Annotated in this window: 15 protein-coding genes, 1 tRNA gene and 1 pseudogene; 3 read left to right on the plus strand and 14 right to left on the minus strand. The window is 72.7% G+C overall.

Annotated elements, in window-relative coordinates:
- Positions 1-101: 101 nt before the first annotated feature.
- The 5 genes from ACFE60_RS11335 to ACFE60_RS11355 form a co-directional block, all read right to left on the minus strand.
- Complete coding sequence (locus ACFE60_RS11335) at positions 102-1556, minus strand: peptidoglycan D,D-transpeptidase FtsI family protein (RefSeq protein ID WP_375388965.1); 1455 nt, start codon at positions 1554-1556, stop codon at positions 102-104.
- A 94-nt stretch (positions 1557-1650) separates the two neighbouring features.
- On the minus strand, positions 1651-3033 hold the full coding sequence (locus ACFE60_RS11340) for an FtsW/RodA/SpoVE family cell cycle protein (protein WP_375388966.1): 1383 nt from the start codon (positions 3031-3033) through the stop codon (positions 1651-1653).
- On the minus strand, positions 3026-4288 hold the full coding sequence (locus ACFE60_RS11345; RefSeq protein ID WP_375388967.1) for a Stp1/IreP family PP2C-type Ser/Thr phosphatase: 1263 nt from the start codon (positions 4286-4288) through the stop codon (positions 3026-3028). The genes ACFE60_RS11340 and ACFE60_RS11345 overlap by 8 nt, the downstream gene beginning before the upstream one ends.
- Complete coding sequence (locus ACFE60_RS11350) at positions 4281-4799, minus strand: FHA domain-containing protein (RefSeq protein WP_375388968.1); 519 nt, start codon at positions 4797-4799, stop codon at positions 4281-4283. Before ACFE60_RS11350 ends, ACFE60_RS11345 begins: the two co-directional genes overlap by 8 nt.
- The gene (locus tag ACFE60_RS11355) at positions 4796-5473 is read right to left on the minus strand and encodes an FhaA domain-containing protein (RefSeq protein WP_375388969.1); all 678 of its coding nucleotides are present in this window, start codon (positions 5471-5473) and stop codon (positions 4796-4798) included. The genes ACFE60_RS11350 and ACFE60_RS11355 overlap by 4 nt, the downstream gene beginning before the upstream one ends.
- Before the next feature lie 171 nt (positions 5474-5644).
- On the opposite strand from ACFE60_RS11355, the gene ACFE60_RS11360 reads away from it, so the two are divergent.
- A tRNA-Leu gene (locus ACFE60_RS11360) sits at positions 5645-5728 on the plus strand.
- Positions 5729-5883: 155 nt separating this feature from the next.
- Here ACFE60_RS11360 and ACFE60_RS11365 read toward each other — a convergent pair.
- The 7 genes from ACFE60_RS11365 to ACFE60_RS11395 all read right to left on the minus strand — a co-directional run bounded on the left by ACFE60_RS11365 (position 5884) and on the right by ACFE60_RS11395 (position 11899).
- Positions 5884-6108, minus strand: coding sequence for a hypothetical protein (locus ACFE60_RS11365; protein ID WP_375388970.1), 225 nt, complete (start codon positions 6106-6108; stop codon positions 5884-5886).
- Between the two features lie 43 nt (positions 6109-6151).
- Positions 6152-6361, minus strand: a complete 210-nt coding sequence (locus tag ACFE60_RS11370) for a DUF2945 domain-containing protein (protein ID WP_375388971.1) — start codon at positions 6359-6361, stop codon at positions 6152-6154.
- Positions 6362-6401: 40 nt separating this feature from the next.
- Entirely contained in the window at positions 6402-7790 is a 1389-nt protein-coding gene (locus tag ACFE60_RS11375; RefSeq protein ID WP_375388972.1) for a serine/threonine-protein kinase, read from the minus strand.
- Positions 7791-7976: 186 nt separating this feature from the next.
- Positions 7977-9452, minus strand: a complete 1476-nt coding sequence (zwf, locus tag ACFE60_RS11380) for a glucose-6-phosphate dehydrogenase (RefSeq protein WP_375388973.1) — start codon at positions 9450-9452, stop codon at positions 7977-7979.
- 42 nt (positions 9453-9494) lie between these two features.
- Complete coding sequence (locus ACFE60_RS11385) at positions 9495-10166, minus strand: HAD hydrolase-like protein (protein ID WP_375388974.1); 672 nt, start codon at positions 10164-10166, stop codon at positions 9495-9497.
- Positions 10167-10310: 144 nt separating this feature from the next.
- A complete protein-coding gene (gene nucS, locus ACFE60_RS11390; RefSeq protein WP_375388975.1) occupies positions 10311-11006 on the minus strand; it encodes an endonuclease NucS in 696 nt (231 codons plus the stop codon).
- Between the two features lie 11 nt (positions 11007-11017).
- Positions 11018-11899 carry a DMT family transporter gene (locus ACFE60_RS11395; protein WP_375388976.1) on the minus strand — a complete coding sequence of 294 codons (882 nt, stop codon included), beginning with the start codon at positions 11897-11899 and terminating at the stop codon, positions 11018-11020.
- A gap of 158 nt (positions 11900-12057) precedes the next feature.
- On the opposite strand from ACFE60_RS11395, the gene ACFE60_RS11400 reads away from it, so the two are divergent.
- Both ACFE60_RS11400 and ACFE60_RS11405 read left to right on the plus strand, forming a co-directional pair.
- A complete protein-coding gene (locus ACFE60_RS11400; protein ID WP_375388977.1) occupies positions 12058-14001 on the plus strand; it encodes a M13 family metallopeptidase in 1944 nt (647 codons plus the stop codon).
- The gene (locus tag ACFE60_RS11405; RefSeq protein ID WP_375388978.1) at positions 13998-14909 is read left to right on the plus strand and encodes a serine hydrolase; all 912 of its coding nucleotides are present in this window, start codon (positions 13998-14000) and stop codon (positions 14907-14909) included. Before ACFE60_RS11400 ends, ACFE60_RS11405 begins: the two co-directional genes overlap by 4 nt.
- A gap of 352 nt (positions 14910-15261) precedes the next feature.
- Here the strand turns inward: ACFE60_RS11405 and ACFE60_RS11410 are convergent, their stop codons facing one another.
- Both ACFE60_RS11410 and ACFE60_RS11415 read right to left on the minus strand, forming a co-directional pair.
- The gene (locus tag ACFE60_RS11410) at positions 15262-15561 is read right to left on the minus strand and encodes a hypothetical protein (RefSeq protein WP_375388979.1); all 300 of its coding nucleotides are present in this window, start codon (positions 15559-15561) and stop codon (positions 15262-15264) included.
- 79 nt (positions 15562-15640) lie between these two features.
- A pseudogene (locus ACFE60_RS11415) lies at positions 15641-16160 on the minus strand (glutamyl-tRNA reductase); the annotation flags it as partial.

A 16160-nucleotide genomic window follows, 5' to 3' on the forward strand; every position in this document is an offset into this window, starting at 1 on the left:
GAGGCGCGAGTCCTGGGCCTCCCAGACCTCGCCCATCCCGCCGATGGCGATGCGGGAGGACAGCTCGTAGCGGCCCCCGAAAGTGAGCCCGGCGACCGGTCTCATCCGTTCAGCACCGCCTCCATGACCTGCTTGGCTATCGGGGCGGCGACACGGTTGCCGTACCCCGACTGACCCAGCCCCCCACCGTTCTCGATCACGACCGCGACCGCCACCTGCGGATCCGACGCGGGCGCGAACCCGGTGAACCACAGCGTGTACGGCTGGTCGGGCCCGTTCTGCGCCGTCCCCGTCTTCCCCGCGACCTCGACACCGTCGATTCTTGCATTGGTCGCGGCTCCGCCGGCCACCGAGGACACCATCATCGCCTTCACCTTCGCTGCCGTGTCGGCGCTGACGGGGGTGCCGAGCTGCTCCGGGGAGAAGCGGTCGACGGTCTCCAGGGAGGGGGACACGATCTTCTCCACGAGGTTCGGCTTCATCAGGACACCACCGTTCCCGATCGCCGCGGCGACCATGGCCATCTGCATCGGCGTGGCCCGATCCTCGAACTGCCCGAAGGCCGTCTGCGCCGTCTGCGCGCCGTCCAGCTGCTCCGCCGGGTAGCTGCTCGGCGTCACCTTCAGCGGGATCGAGAGCGGCGTGTCGAAGCCGAACCGCTCCGCCTGCTCGCGCAGCGCGTCGTCGCCCAGCTTGATGCCCAGCTGGGCGAAGGGGATGTTGCAGGACAGGCTCAGCGCGGTCGCGATGGTCGCCGTCGCACCGGAGCCGCAGCGCTCCCCGTAGGAGTTCTGGATGACCGTGTCGGTGCCGGGCAGGCGGTACGAGGTCGGGCTGGGGAACTTCGACGACGGGGTGTACTTCCCGCTCTCGAGCGCCGCGGACGCGGTGATGATCTTGAAGGTGGAGCCGGGCGGGTTCAGGTCCCCCGCGATCGCGCGGTTCACGAGCGGGTTCACGGTCTTCGCGCTGAGCACGTCGTAGGCGCGGACGCCCGTGGTGTGGTCCGCGATCGCGTTCGGGTCGTAGGACGGCTTGGAGACCAGCGCGAGGACCTTGCCGGTCTTCGGGTCGAGCGCGACGACCGCGCCGCGCAGGTCCCCGAGCGCGTCGTACGCGGCCTTCTGCACCTTCGGCTGGATCGTCAGCTGCACGGACGCGCCCTTCGGGTCCTGCCCGGTGATCGTGTTCTGCAGGCGGTCGAGCACCTGGTCGGAGGAGGTGCCGGCCAGCTGGGCGTTCAGCGCGCCCTCGATCCCGGTCGGCGCCCCGATCGGGTTGTAGTAGCCCGTCACCGCCGCGTAGAGCGCGCCGTCCGCGTATTTCCGGTCGAACTCGAACGTGTCGTCGGACTTCGGCGACGTCACGATCGCCTTGCCGTCGGCCGTCAGGATCTGACCGCGCTGGATCGCGTACTGGTCCGACCGGGCACGCTGGTTCCGTGCGTCCGCGTCCAGGTTGGTCGTCTGGAAGACCTGGATCACGCTGGAGGCGACGAAGAGCGTCGTGAACATCAGCACCACGAGCGCGCTGATCCGCTTCAGCTCCCTGTTCATGCTTCCTCGTTCAGGCCCGGTTCGCGACACGCCGCGAACCGTCGGCGCGCCATCGGCGTGTCGCTCAGATCGGCCTTCACGAGCAAGCCGCGCATCAGATCACCGTCCTGGGGCCGCTGCGGATGGTGTCGGAGATGCGCAGCAGCAGCGCGGCGATCATCCAGTTCGCCACGAGGGAGGAGCCGCCGGCTGCGAGGAAGGGGGTCGTGAGGCCCGTGTTCGGGATGACCCGCATCACGCCGCCGACGACGATGAACACCTGCAGCGCGACCACGAACGCCAGCCCGACCGCGAGCAGCTTGCCGAAGTCGTCCGGCCCCGAGTAGCCGATCCGGAACCCGCGGGAGACGAACAGCAGGTAGAGGCAGAGCAGCGCGAACACGCCGACGAGCCCCAGCTCCTCCCCCAGCGACGCCACGATGAAGTCGCTGTTCGCGGCGGGGGTGATGTCCGGGCGGCCCTGGCCGAGGCCCGTGCCGAACAGGCCGCCGTGGGCGAGGCCGAAGATCCCGTTGACCACCTGGAAGCTGCCGCCGCGGTCGTCGTAGAGCGTGCCGTCGAAGGCATGGATCCAGTTCGTGATGCGGCCCTCGACGTACGCGAGGATGCGGCTCGCCGCATATGCGCCCACGGCGGCCATCAGGAGGCCGAGGACGATCCAGCTCGTCCGCCCCGTCGCGACGTAGAGCATGGCGACGAACATGCCGAACAGCAGGAGGCCGGTGCCCAGGTCGTGCTCCCCGACGATGACGCCGAGCGCGAGCAGCCAGACGACGACGATCGGCCCCAGGTCCCGGGCGCGCGGCAGCCGGACGAACAGGATGCGGCGGCCGACCATCGCGAGCGAGTCCCGGCGCGCGACGAGGAAGCCCGCGAAGAAGATCGCGAGCGTGATCTTCGCGATCTCGCCCGGCTGGAAGCTGAGCGGGCCCACGCTGACCCAGACGTAGGCGGCGGCGCCGCTGAGCCGCAGGCCGGGCACGAGCGGCAGGACGAGCAGCACGATCGAGGCGAGCATGGCGATGTAGGTGAACCGCTGCAGCATGCGGTGGTTGCGCACGACGAACAGCACGACGATCGCCGCGCCGATGCCGAGCGTGGTCCACAGGATCTGGCTCGAGCCGTCGTCGTAGTGGTTCCGCACCCCGGTCGGGCTGAGGTCGATGCGGTAGATCTCGGCGATCCCCAGCCCGTTGATCGCCGTCGCGATCGGCAGGATGAACGGGTCCGCGTCCCTCGCGAGGAACCGGAGGACGACGTGCAGCGCGAGCGCGAGCACCCCGACGCCGCCCGCGAGCTTCACGACGCTCAGGTCGATCCGGCCGAGCGCTCCGAGCTGGACCAGCACGATCGCCGCGGCCGCCACCGCAAGGGCGATCAGCAGCAGCCCGAGCTCGGTGTTCCGCAGCCGGGTCGACGGGCGGATGCCCGGCAGGCGGTCGGAGCCGGGTCGGGACAGCGTGGTGGTGTCAGCCACCGCTGTCGGACTTCGCGTTCTCGACCACGGACTCCGCGGCGGCCAGGGAGGACGTGGAGATCGTCTCCGCGATCTGGGAGCGGGTGAAGGGGCTGAGCGCGCTGCGCTCGAGGTCGGTCACCCGGACCACGTGGCTGAGCCGCAGCGGGCCGATCGAGTTCTGCACGCCCTGGAAGACGGCGACCCGGTCCCCGTCGAAGCCGACGTAGAACCGGGTCTGGGTGTAGCGGTAGCCCACGAAGGCGGCGAGGGCGACCGCGCCGAGCAGCAGCGCGACCGCGCCGAGCCAGGTGAGACGGCGGCGCCACAGGCGTCGCCGGTCCTCGCGGATCAGCGCGTCGAGGTAGTCCTCCGACTCGGGCTGGAAGCTCGCCTCCGGCATCGACGTCCTGATCGGATGCAGCAGGAGCGCGGGCAGCCGGGCGTGCTGGCGGCCGGTCGCCGGCAGGTCGAGCTCGCCACCGAGCGCCGCGGAGCCGACCAGCCGACCGCCGGACGGTGCGGTCGCCGAGCCGGGCCGGTCGATGTCGACGACGATCACGGTCACGTTGTCGGGCGCCCCGTTGTCGAGGGCCTCCCCGACCAGCCCGTTCGCGGCGTCCGCGGCGGTCGGCGCCCCCTCGAGCGCGACGAGGATCCGCTCCTCCGACACGTAGCTGGAGAGCCCGTCCGAGCAGAGCATCCAGCGATCGCCGGGCACCGTGCCCAGGATCGACGTGTCGATCTCCGGCGTCTGGTCGATGTCGCCGAGCACGCGCATCAGGACGCTGCGCCGCGGGTGGACCGCGGCCTCCTCGGGCGTGATCCGGCCGGTCTCGACGAGGCGCTGCACGAACGTGTGGTCGTTGGTGATCTGCGACAGCTCGCCGTCGCGCAGCAGGTAGATGCGGGAGTCGCCGATGTGCGCGATGGTGACGGCGTCGCCGACGCGCACCATCGCGCTCACCGTCGTGCCCATGCCCGTCAGCTCGGGCCGCTCGACGACGGTGTCGCTGATCTCGCGGTTCGCCGCCGTCATCGCGGACTGCAGCGCGAACTCCGCCTCCTGCGGGCTGGCGAACTCGAGCCGGTCCGTCTCCAGGATCCGCCGCACCGCGATGGCGGAGGCGACGTCGCCGCCGGCGTGGCCGCCCATCCCGTCCGCCACGACGAACAGGGCGGCGCCCGAGTAGCCCGAGTCCTGGTTGTTCGTGCGCACCCGGCCGACGTGGCTGACGGCCGCGCCGGTGGTGATCGTCGTCACGCGGTCAGCCACGGAGCTCGAACGTGGTCGCGCCGACCTTCACCGGGGTCCCGATCGGGACCTGCGTGGGGGTGTCGATGCGGCGGCCGTCCACGAACGTGCCGTTCGTGGAGTCGAGGTCCTGCACGACCCAGTCGGCGCCCCAGAGCAGCAGGCGGGCGTGGTGCGTCGAGGTGTAGTCGTCGCGGATCTGCAGCCCGGCGTCGCTCGCGCGACCGATCATCAGCGGATCGGTGCCGAGGGGGATCTCGAGTCCCGCCTTGCCGCCGGAGGTGATCACGAGCGTCGACGCCGGGCCGCGAGGCACGGACGCGCCGCCCCCGGGCGTCGGCGGCGAGGGCAGCGACTGCACGGCGGGCGGCGCGGTGGAGGGGGCGGGCGCGACACCGGCGGCCTCCTGGGGCATCCTCCGGACGCGGCCGCCGAACAGGTCGCTGCGCAGCGCGTAGACCACCGCGAACACGAACACCCACAGCAGCGCGAGGAACGCGACGCGGAGGACGAGCAGGGTCAGGTCGCTCACGACGCGGCGCCTCCCGCGTGGGCGACGACCCGGAACACCATCCGGGTCCTGCCCGCCTGCAGCACCGACTCGTTCGGCAGGCCCGCCCGGGTGAGCCGCGCGCCGTTCAGGGTCGAGCCGTTCGTCGAGCCGAGGTCGCGCGCCTCCGCTCGCCGGCCGTCCCACACGATCTCCAGGTGCCTGCGGCTGATGCCGGAGTCGTCGACGGTGATGTCGGCCTCGGAGCCGCGACCGATGACGGTGCGGTCGCCGAGCCGATGCCTGCGGCCGTCGATCTCGAGCACGGGCAGCCAGGTGACCTCGGTGCGCTCGGAGGAGGAGCGGACCTCGAGCAGGCCGATGGTGAGGGAGCGGTCCTCCTCCAGCGTGATCACCGGCGGGGACACCATCTGGTACCGCTGCTGCGCGGCGTACTGCGACACCTGCTCCGCGAGCTCGTCGATCAGGCCGCCGCCCAGCGCCGTCATCGCGGCGTGGTCCTCGGTGCTGACCCGGACCGTGAAGCGGTTCGGCACGAGCACCCGGTCGCGTGCGACGGGGGAGGCGTGGGTGTCCAGCTCCTTGCGCAGGGCCGACGTGATCTCGACCGGCGCGAGCCCCGAGCGGAAGGTGCGGGCGAACGCGCCGTTCACGGCGCGGTCCAGCCCGCGCTCGAAGCTGTCGAGAATGCCCACCTCCGTCGAACCGCCTTCTGTGCTCGTGCTCGCGCCCGGGCGGCTCGCCCGCGGTCGGCCCAGGGTAACGCGGGGCGCCACGACGGGGGTCAGCGCGGGCCGCGCGCCGGATGTTGCGCGTTGCGCCCGTGCTAGTCTCGCTGGGCCTTCGGCGCCTGGTGCGCCGGCTACGCGCGAGTGGCGGAATAGGCAGACGCGCACGGTTCAGGTCCGTGTGCCCGAAAGGGCGTGGGGGTTCAACTCCCCCCTCGCGCACGACACGGAGGCCCCGGCGATCCCGGGGCCTCCGTCGTTCCCCCGCTGTTCGCGGATCCGGATCCCTTGCGCGGATCCGGACGGCCTGGGCGACACGCCGCGCCCGGTCGCCTCGCACACGGGGTGTCGCGCAGATCATCCGGATCCGCGAGAGGTCAGCGCGGGCGGTTCACCCAGTCGGCGACGGAGCCCTGACCGTCCTGCAGCTCCCACGGCACCGGGTCGGCCAGCTCGACCGGCTCGGCGGGAGGCGCATCGAACGGTCCCTGGCGGCGGACGGTGCCGTAGACGTCGATCTGCGCGGCGTTCCGGAGGCTCGACGACAGCGCGTTGCCCTGTCGGATGCCGACCAGGGCGCGGAGGCGCGCGTTGAAGCTCACTCCCCGATCATGACCGCACCGGGCTCGGCGCGCGAGTGCGGGGTCAGTCCTTCTTCAGCGCACCGGGCTTGTGCACGGCCTCGCCGCCGGACTTCTCGCTCTTCACGAGGTACTGCGGGTCGTCCTTCGACGCCTTGACGTGCCGCCCGCCGGCGTCGGTCTCCGACGTGATCCTCTTCTCGACCTCGCCTTCCGCCTCGCCGCCGTGCGACTTCCAGGAGACGTGGTCGCCCTTCTTCAGGTTCTCAGCCATCCGGGGACGGTACGGGGCCCGCCTGCCCGCGGGCCGTGCGTCAGCCGTCGGAGGACCCGTCGGAGCCGTCCGAGGACCCGTCGGAGGACCCGTCCGACCCGCCGGACTGCCCCGAGGACCCCCCGGAATCGTCCGACTCGTCGGACCAGCCGCCGTGCCGGCGCTCGCGCAGGCGCTCCTTCCAGCGCTCGATCGTGTCCGTGATCGTGTCCGGGGTGTCGGCGACCGGCGCCGACGTCTCCGGCGCCGCGGTCGGCGTCTCGACGGCGGCCGGCACGGTGGGCGTCGGTGTCGGCGTGACGGTGATCGTGCGGACCGGCACCGGGGTCGCGGTCCGGGACGGCGCGGTGGCCGGTCTCGTGGCGGCCGCGACGGCCGTCTGGCCGGAGCCCGCGAGGGCGGCTGTCCAGCCGGCAGCGGCGGCCAGGACCGCCAGGAGGCAGGCGGCCGCGAGGGCGTGCCGCCGCCACGGCCCGCGCACCGGGGCGGGAGCCGGCGTCGATCCGGTCGTGACGAGCGACGGCGCGGCGAGCACCGCGGTCGCGGTCGCCGCGGGGACGACCGGCAGCACCTCGGTCGCGTCGGGGTCGGCGCCCTGCCGCAGCGCCGAGTCCGGCAGCGCGCGGACCAGGCCGCGCAGCGCGGGGACGGTGGGCCGGGCGTCGGGCTCGATCTCCGTCATCGCGCTCAGCAGCTCCCGCCACGCGGGGTCGAGCGCGGAGGGGAGGTGGGGCGCACGCACGAGGCGCGCGGCAGCCGACTCCGCGGCGTTGCCGGGGAACGCGATGCGTCCGGTGAGCGCCTCCAGCACGAGCAGCCCGAGCGCGTAGACGTCGGTCGCGGGGCCGATCGCCCGGCCCCGCACCTGCTCCGGGCTGAGGTAGGCGGCCGTCCCGACGATCTGGCCCGTCGAGGTGAGGTGGTCGGTCCGAGCGAGGTGCGCGATGCCGAGGTCGACCAGCTTGACGTCCCACCGGCCGGTCGCCGGCTCCGCGGTGAGCAGCACGTTGGCGGGCTTCAGGTCCCGGTGCACGACCCCGGCGGTGTGCAGCACCTCGAGCGCGGCCAGCACGCCGGCCAGCACGCGCCGCGTCGCCGTGCCCTGCAGGGGGCCGTCGCGGCGCAGCAGCGCCCGGAGGTCGGGCCCGGCGACCAGCTCCATCGCGAACCAGACCGTGTCGCCGGAGCGCAGCCGGTCCTCGCCCGCGTCGAGCACGGCGACGAGGTTCGGGTGGTCGAGGTGCGCGAGGTACTGCGCCTCCCGACGCAGGCGCTCGCGCTCGACGCGGTCCGCGCCGGACCGCACCACCTTGATCGCGACCTCGCGGCCGAAGCGCTCGTCCCACGCGCGATGGACGGCGCCCATGCCGCCCGAGGCGATCTCCGGCCCGAGCCGGTACCGCCCGCCGAGCACCGGGATCGCCTGCACGTCCGGGACGCTAACCGCCGCTCCCCCGTTCGGGAGGGATCGCCATGCCGTTCCGCCGAATCCGCTGCCGGGCCCAGCCGTGCGCGGATCCGGACGGATTCGACGACACGCCGTGCGGAGGCTCCTGCATGCGGGGTGTTGCGCAACGGATCCGGATCCGCGCAAGAGATCCGGATCCGCGAGACCTCAGTGGCCGTGCGACTCGCGCCAGACGCGCTCGAACGGCAGGCGCCACGCGAACGGCGCGATCAGCTGGTGGATGGCGTTGGGGCCCCAGCTGCCGACCGCGTAGGGGCGGACCGGAGGCGCGTCGTCCAGCAGCGGCTGGCTGACCTCCCACAGCCGCTCGATGCCGTCCGCGGTGGTGAACAGCGTGTGGTCGCCGCGCATCGCGTCCAGGATCAGCCGCTCGTACGCCTCCAGCACGTCGCCGGCGTTCGCGGTGTCCTGCATCGCGAACTGCATCGACATCTTCTCGAGCCGCATGCCCGGCCCCGGCTTCTTGCCGTAGAACGACAGCGACATCTTGGAGGCGTCGGCGAGGTCGAAGGTCAGGTGGTCCGGCCCCTTCGCGCCGATGCCCGACCCCGGCGGGAACATCGACTGCGGCGGCTCCTTGAACGCGATCGAGACGATGCGCTGCCCCTCCGCCAGCTTCTTACCGGTGCGGAGGTAGAACGGCACGCCGGCCCAGCGCCAGTTGTCGATCTCGCACTTCAGGGCGACGAACGTCTCGGTCTCGCTCTCCGGCGAGACGCCGGGTATGTCCTTGTAGCCGACGTACTGGCCGCGCACGACGTTGCCCGGATCGATCGGCTTCATCGAGTTGAACACCTTGTTCTTCTCGAGGCTGATCGCCTTCGGCTCCAGGGCGGTCGGCGCCTCCATCGCGACGAACGCGAGGATCTGGAACAGGTGCGTCACGACCATGTCGCGGTAGGCGCCCGTCGCCTCGTAGAAGGAGGCGCGCTGCTCGAGGCCGAGGGTCTCGGGCACGTCGATCTGGATCTGCGAGATGAAGTTGCGGTTCCAGATCGGCTCGAACAGGCCGTTGCCGAACCGGATCGCGAGGATGTTCTGCGCGGGCTCCTTGCCCAGGAAGTGGTCGATCCGGAAGATCTGGGTCTCTTCGAACGTGTCGTGCAGGCGCCGGTTCAGCTCGACGGCGCTGGCCAGGTCCGTGCCGAACGGCTTCTCCATGATGATCCGCGAGCCCTCGACCAGCCCGGCGTCGCGGATCGTGTCGACCGCGGCGAGGGCGGCCTTCGGTGGCACCGACAGGTAGTGGATCCGGCGGGCGTGCGGGCCCAGCCGGCCGGCCGCGGCCGCGACGGCCTTCGCCAGGGCCTGCGGGCCCGCCTTCGCGGGCACGTAGTGCACCTTCTCGGCGAAGTGCTTCCACTCGTCGTCGGACAGGCGGCGGCGATCGAACTCGTCGAGCGCGGCCTTGGCCTGCGCGCGGTAGCTGTCGTCGTCGAGGTCCTCGAGCGAGGTGCCCACGATCTCGATGTCGGGAGCGAGGGAGGAGAGGGCGAGGTTCGCCATCCCGGGCAGCAGCTTGCGCTTGGCGAGGTCCCCCGCGGCGCCGAACAGCACCACGACGTGCGGCGCCGTCGACTGGGAGGCCTTGGCGTACTGGCGTTCGACCTGCGTGAGGGTCATGGCGGGATTCTTCCGCATCTCCGCTCCGCGGGGCATGCGCGTTCAGGCGACGGTCGGCAGGCCCGCCCGCACGAGGGCGACGAGGTCGGCAGGCGAGTCGGCGATCGCGATCGCGCCGGCCGCCTCCTCCGGCGCGCCGTACCCCCAGCCCGCCATGATCGTCGGGATGCCGTGCGCGGCGGCGCCCTCGACGTCGTGGATCCGGTCCCCGACCATGAGCGGCCTGGACACGTCGACGTGCCGCTCGGCGAGCAGCTCGAGCGCGCGGGCGACGACGTCCGCCTTGTCGCTGCGCGACTCGTCCTCGGAGGCGCCGGCGATCACCGTGAACAGCGGAGCGAACCCGAAGTGGTCGAGGATGCGGGTCGCCGTGGACTCGGGCTTCGACGTCGCGATCGCCAGCGGGGTGCTGCGGCCGAGGGTCTCGAGCGCGTCCCGGATGCCGGCGTACGGCTCCGCCTCGAAGGCGCCCGACGCCCGGTAGAGCGTGCGGTAGCGGTCGAGCACCCGGGCGGCGTCGTCGCCCTCGAGCCCGGCGACGTCGCGGAGGCCGTCCATGATCGGCGGGCCGACGAACTCCAGCAGGCGGGAGGGAGCGGGGACCGGCAGGCCCAGCTCCTCCAGCGCGACCGCGAGGGTGCGGGTGATGCCCGCGGCGGAGTCCATGATCGTGCCGTCGAGGTCGACCAGGATCACGGTGCAGGGCTCGTTCATCAGGGGCTCATCCTGACCGGTCCGGCACCCCGCCGACCGCCCCAGATCGGGCCGCGGTCTTCTTCGTTCAGGCTGGATCCCCGACACGCCGCCGCCCGCACCTCCGGACACGGCGTGTGGGCGAATCGGGCCTGAACGAGGTGGTCAGAAGAGGCGGGCGGGGCCGACCTCGACGCCGCGCATCGAGTCGTAGTCGAGCACGAGGCAGCGGATGCCGCGGTCCTCGGCGAGGGTGCGGGCCTGCGGCTTGATCTCCTGCGCGGCGAACACGCCGGTGACCGGGGTCAGGTGCGGGTCGCGGTTCATCAGCTCGAGGTAGCGCGTCAGCTGCTCGACGCCGTCGATGTCGCCGCGCCGCTTGATCTCCACGGCCACCGCGACGCCGCCGGGGTCCCTCGCGAGGATGTCGACCGGCCCGATCGCCGTCATGTGCTCGCGGCGGACCAGGGAGTGGCCGTCTCCGAGCAGCTCGATCTGCTCGGCCAGCAGGCGCTGCAGGTCCGCCTCCACGCCGTCCTTGACGAGACCGGGGTCGACGCCCAGCTCGACGGTCTCGTCGACGAGCAGCTCGTGGATCCGGATGATCAGCACGTCGCCGGTCTTCGCGTGCGCCACCCGCCAGACCTGCTGCACCCCGGCGGCCGCGACGTCCTCCTCCGGCTGCTCGACGGTGAGGGTGCACGGCGGGCTCATCCAGTTGAGGGGCTTGTAGGAGCCGCCGTCCGCGTGCACCAGCACGCTGCCGTCCGCCTTCAGCATCAGCACGCGCCTGGCCGGGTCGAGGTGCGCGGACAGCCGCCCCGCGTAGTCGACCGAGCACTCCGCCACCACCAGCCGCACGGGGCGAGAGCCTACGTGGCGGCCGCGGCCACGGACCGACGCCGCCGGCTCACGAGGAACGATCCGGTGAGCACGAGCGCGAAGCCGACCAGCGTCCACACGGTGACGCGTTCGTGGAGCACGAGCGCGCCGGCGACGATCGCGACCGCCGGGTTCACGTAGGTGATCGTGGTGACCCGCACGGGGCCCATCTCGGCGATGAGGGCGAACAGGATGACGAAGGCCGCGGCGCTGCAGACCACGGCGAGCGTGACGATCGACCCGATCGCGGCGGGGGAGGGGACCTCCGTCGGCCAGGACCCGAGCAGCGTCACGAGCGGGACGTACACGACCGCGGTGATCCCGAGCGACAGCGCGACGACGCCCGTGCCGGGCAGGTCCGCCGTGTGCCGCGCGAGGATGACGGGGCCGATCGCGTAGCCCACGATCACGATCGCCATCTCGGCGACCCCGATCAGGTCGGAGCCCGCGACGTCGAGCCCGACGAGGGCGGCGACCCCGACCGTGCCGGCCAGCACGCCGAGCCAGTTCGTGCCCGTCATCCTCTCCGGCCGCCCGGTGAGGAACGCGACCGCGACGCCGACGAGCGGCACGGCGGCGAGCAGCAGGCCGGCGGTGGAGCTCGGCAGCCGCGTCTCCGCGGAGCTGAGGAAGTACCAGGGCACGATGATCTCGGCCACCGAGTAGGCGAGCAGCGGCCGCCACCGCCGGAGCACGGGCAGCACCTGGCGGCGCGCGATCACGAGCGGCAGCAGGACGATCGCGCCGAGGGCGCTGCGCCCCAGCACGACGAACGCCGGGTCCACCTCCTGCACCGCGACCTTGATCAGCAGGTAGGGGATGCCCCAGGCGATGCCGAGCGCGGCGAACAGGAGGATCCCGCGGCGGCTCATCCCGCGATCCTGGCAGGCGGGTCCGACGCCGCTGCGGGGGCGGTCCGCGACTGGTGGGGTCGGGCAGGAGGCCCCCGGAGTCGCTCGCGGCCCCCGGAGTGGGCGGACCCGCGCGAGGCGTCCCGCGGACGGGGGAGGAGCGCTCCTAGACTCGGCCCGTGGCCGAACCCGAAGGCGCGGTGGCTCCCGCGCGCATCCAGGACGACCTCTACCGCGCCGTCAACGGCGAGTGGATCGCGTCCGCCGAGATCCCACCCGACCGCGCGCGGTCGGGTGCGTTCCTCGACCTCGTCGACGGCGCGGAGGCCGCCGTGCGCGTCATCATCGAGCGCGCGCAGCAGGCCGAGCCCGGCACCGAGGCGCGGCGGATCGGCGACCTCTACTCCTCCTTCATGGCGGAGGAACGGGTGGAGGCGCTGGGGTCGGCCCCGCTCGCGGAGCCGCTCGGGCTGGTCTCGGCCGCCGACTCGATCGCGACCGTGCTCGCCGTGCTGGGCACCCTCGAGCGGCGCGGCGGCGGCAGCCTGTTCCGGCTCTTCGTCGACAACGACCCGGGCGACCCGGCCCGCTACCTCGTGTTCTTCGAGCAGGGCGGGCTGGGCCTGCCGGACGAGCGCTACTACCGCGAGGACGACTTCGCGACCCACCGCGACGCGTACCGCACCTTCCTCGTCGCGATGTTCGACCTCGCCGGGCTCGACGCCGCGCGGGAGCGGGCGGACCGCGTGCTCGCGCTCGAGACCGAGATCGCCGCGACGCACTGGGACGCCGTGCGCACCCGCGACGTGCAGGCCACCTACAACCCGACGTCCTGGACCGGCCTCGTCGCGGAGGCCGGTGCCGGCGGCGCGCTGCTGGACGCCTGGGCCGCCGGCCTCGACGCGCCCGCAGGCGCGCTCGACACCGTCGTGATCCGCGAGCCGTCCTTCGTCTCCGGCGTCCTCGCGCTGCTCACCCCCGACCGCCTCGAGGCCTGGCGCGACTGGCTGGCGATCCGGGTGATCCGCCCGCTCGCGCCGTACCTCTCCTCCGCCTTCGTCGACGCGCACTTCGCGTTCACCGGCACCGCGCTCACCGGCGCGCAGGAGCTGAAGGCGCGGTGGAAGCGCGCCGTCGGCCTCACGGAGGGCGCGATGGGGGAGGCGGTCGGCCGCCTCTACGTCGACGAGCACTTCCCGCCGATCGCCAAGGTGCGGATGGACGTGCTGGTCGCGAACCTGGTCGCCGCGTACCGCGACTCCATCTCCTCCCTCGCGTGGATGAGCGACGAGACCCGTGCGCGGGCGCTCGACAAGCTGGGCCGGTTCACGCCGAAGATCGGCTACCCGGCGGTCTGGCGGGACTACTCCCGGCTCGAGGTGTCGGCGGACGACCTGGTCGGCAACGTCCGCGCCTCCAGCGCCTTCGAGTTCGACCGCGAGCTGGGCAAGATCGGCAGGCCGGTCGACCGCGACGAGTGGTTCATGACCCCGCAGACCGTCAACGCGTACTACAACCCGGGCATGAACGAGATCGTGTTCCCCGCAGCGATCCTGCAGCCGCCCTTCTTCGACCCCGATCGGGACGACGCGGCCAACTACGGCGGCATCGGCGCGGTCATCGGCCACGAGATCGGCCACGGCTTCGACGACCAGGGCTCGCAGTTCGACGGCGACGGCCGGCTCGAGAACTGGTGGACGGAGGCGGACCGCGCCGCGTTCGAGGAGCGCACGAAGGCGCTGATCGCCCAGTACGACGCGCTCGTGCCCGAGGGGCTGACGGACCACGTGAACGGCGCGCTCACGATCGGCGAGAACATCGGCGACCTCGGCGGCCTCACGATCGCCTGGAAGGCCTACGTGCTGTCCCTCGAGGGCGCGGAGCCGCCGGTGATCGACGGCGTGACCGGCGCCCAGCGGTTCTTCCTCTCCTGGGCGGCCGTCTGGCGGGAGAAGCGCCGTGAGGCCGAGGCGAAGCGGCTGCTCACGATCGACCCGCACTCGCCGCCCGAGTTCCGCTGCAACCAGATCGTGAAGAACCTCGACGAGTTCGCAGCGGCCTTCGACCTCACCGAGACGGACGCCCTGTGGCTGGATCCGACGAGCAGGGTCACGATCTGGTGACGGCCGCCCCCGCGGAGCCCGGACGACGGGCTCGGGCGCGGGGTGGCGCGGACGACGCCAGGCACCGGGGCGAAGCGGTGCGCGCGGACTTCACGGACGGCTTCACCGCGCTCGCGCACCTCGCGCTCGACGGCGCGCAGGTGTCCGCGAGGGTGATCGACCTGCTGTCCGGCAAGGCCCTGTTCTCGGTCGACGACCACGTCGTGCTGCCGACCGCGAGCGTCGGCAAGGTGCTGCTGCTGCTCGAGATCGCGGCGCGGCTGGAGGAGCACGCGGGCTCCCGCTTCGACCTGCTGGACCGCGCCCCGGAGGACCTCGTCGCGGAGGCGGGGCTGTGGCAGTACCTGCACGCGCCGAGCCTGCCGCTCACCGATCTGGCCGCCCTCGTCGCCGCGACGAGCGACAACCTCGCCACCAACGTGCTGCTGCGCGCGGTCGGGCTGGACGCGGTGCGGGCGCGCGGGGAGTCGCTCGGTCTGCGCCGCACCGCGCTGCTCGACCGGGTGCGCGACCGCAGGGGACCCGACGACGCGCCCCAGCTGTCCGTGGGCTCCGCGGCGGAGCTCACCACGCTGTTCGCCAGGATCGCGCGGGGCGAGGCCGTCAGCCGCGCCGTCTCCTCCCGCGTCTCCGACTGGCTGGCGCTGAACACCGACCTGTCGCTGGTGGCGTCCGCGTTCGCGCTCGACCCGCTGTCGCACGTGCGCAGCGACCACGGCCTGAGCCTGCTGAACAAGACGGGGTCGGCGCCCGGCGTCCGCAGCGAGGCCGGGGTGCTGCGCGGGCCGCGCGCCTCCGTCGCCTACACGGTCACGATCGAGTTCGTCGACGACGTGCACACGCGGCGCCTCGCGGTGCTGCAGGCGATGCGCACCATCGGGATCGGCATCCTCGAGTACGTCTGCTGACGCCTCCCTCGAGGCCTGGAGCTGAGGGGGATTGCAGGACAGATCGGCTTGAGCAGGAGGATCTGGGCCGATTCGTCCTGCTGATCGCGTTCTGTCCTGCTGAAGCCCTCGAGGTCGCTCCCGAGCACGACGGCAGGAAGTACGCGCGGATCCGGTCCGTTCTGCGCGGTCTTCCTGCTGTAGCGCTCGCTCCCGAGCACGACGGCAGGAAGAACTCACTTCGGCAGGAGGAATCGGGCAAGAAGTTCCTGCTCAAGTGAATCGTTCCTGCTGAAGCGCTCGGTTCTTCCTGTCGACGTGCTCGAAGCGCGCGACCGGCGCGGGAGGCGGCGCCGCGCCCGCGCCGAGGGGGTCAGGCGGTGCGCCTGCCCGGGCGGTTCTGCACGGTCTCGATCCACACGCCGGTTCCCGCGGAGGCGGCGTGCACCCGGGCGCCGCCCAGCAGCCGGTCCAGCGCCAGCGCGTGCGCCGGCACCTCGGACGGGTCCGGCAGCTCCTCGACCGTGCGGAGGAACTCGACGACCAGGCGGTCGGGCCGCGTCGCGTCCCGCCCGGCGAGACGCGTCGAGTAGCCGCGCTTCCACACCTCGCGCTGCACCCGGTTCGAGTCCCCGAACGGGATGCTGCGCGGGATCACCACGCGGAATGTCATGCCCGAATGATACGCAGGTGTTTCGCGCAGGTTTCCGCTCCTGGCGAGGAGCTGGGGAGATCCTTGGGAGGGAGGTGGATCAGCCGACGAGGCGGTCGTCCGGATCCTCGGCGTCGCTCGGGCGCTCGGCACCGGCGAGGCCGAACAGGGCCTCCACCGCCGCGCTGAACTCGTCCGCCCTGCCGACCGCCGCGAGCTCCTTCGCGCGGGCGGACGGGAGGTGCACGAGCACCCCCGCGAGGTGCCGCATCGCCCGCTCGACCGCCTCCGAGCCCTCGCCCCGACGGCGCAGCCGCGCGATCTCCTGGTCGACCAGCTCGAAGACGTGCGCGCGGAACGCGACGACGGCCGGCGTGACCTCCGCGGCGCGCTGGTCGGCGCCGAAGTCCTCGACCGCCTCCGCGATCAGCGCGCGGGCGTCGTCCGTCGCGTGCAGCTCGGGCAGCGGGGCGTGCCGGCCGATGGTCTCGAGGTCGAGCAGCTCCACGTCGGGCAGCGCGGCGACATCGGGATCGATGTTCCGGGGCAGGCCCAGGTCGACCACCAGCTGGCGCGGCGCGTCCGGCACGGCGGCGCGCACGCGGGCGAGCCGCTCGCCG

It is taken from the genome of uncultured Amnibacterium sp. (genome assembly GCF_964245895.1).
GTDB lineage: Bacteria > Actinomycetota > Actinomycetes > Actinomycetales > Microbacteriaceae > Amnibacterium.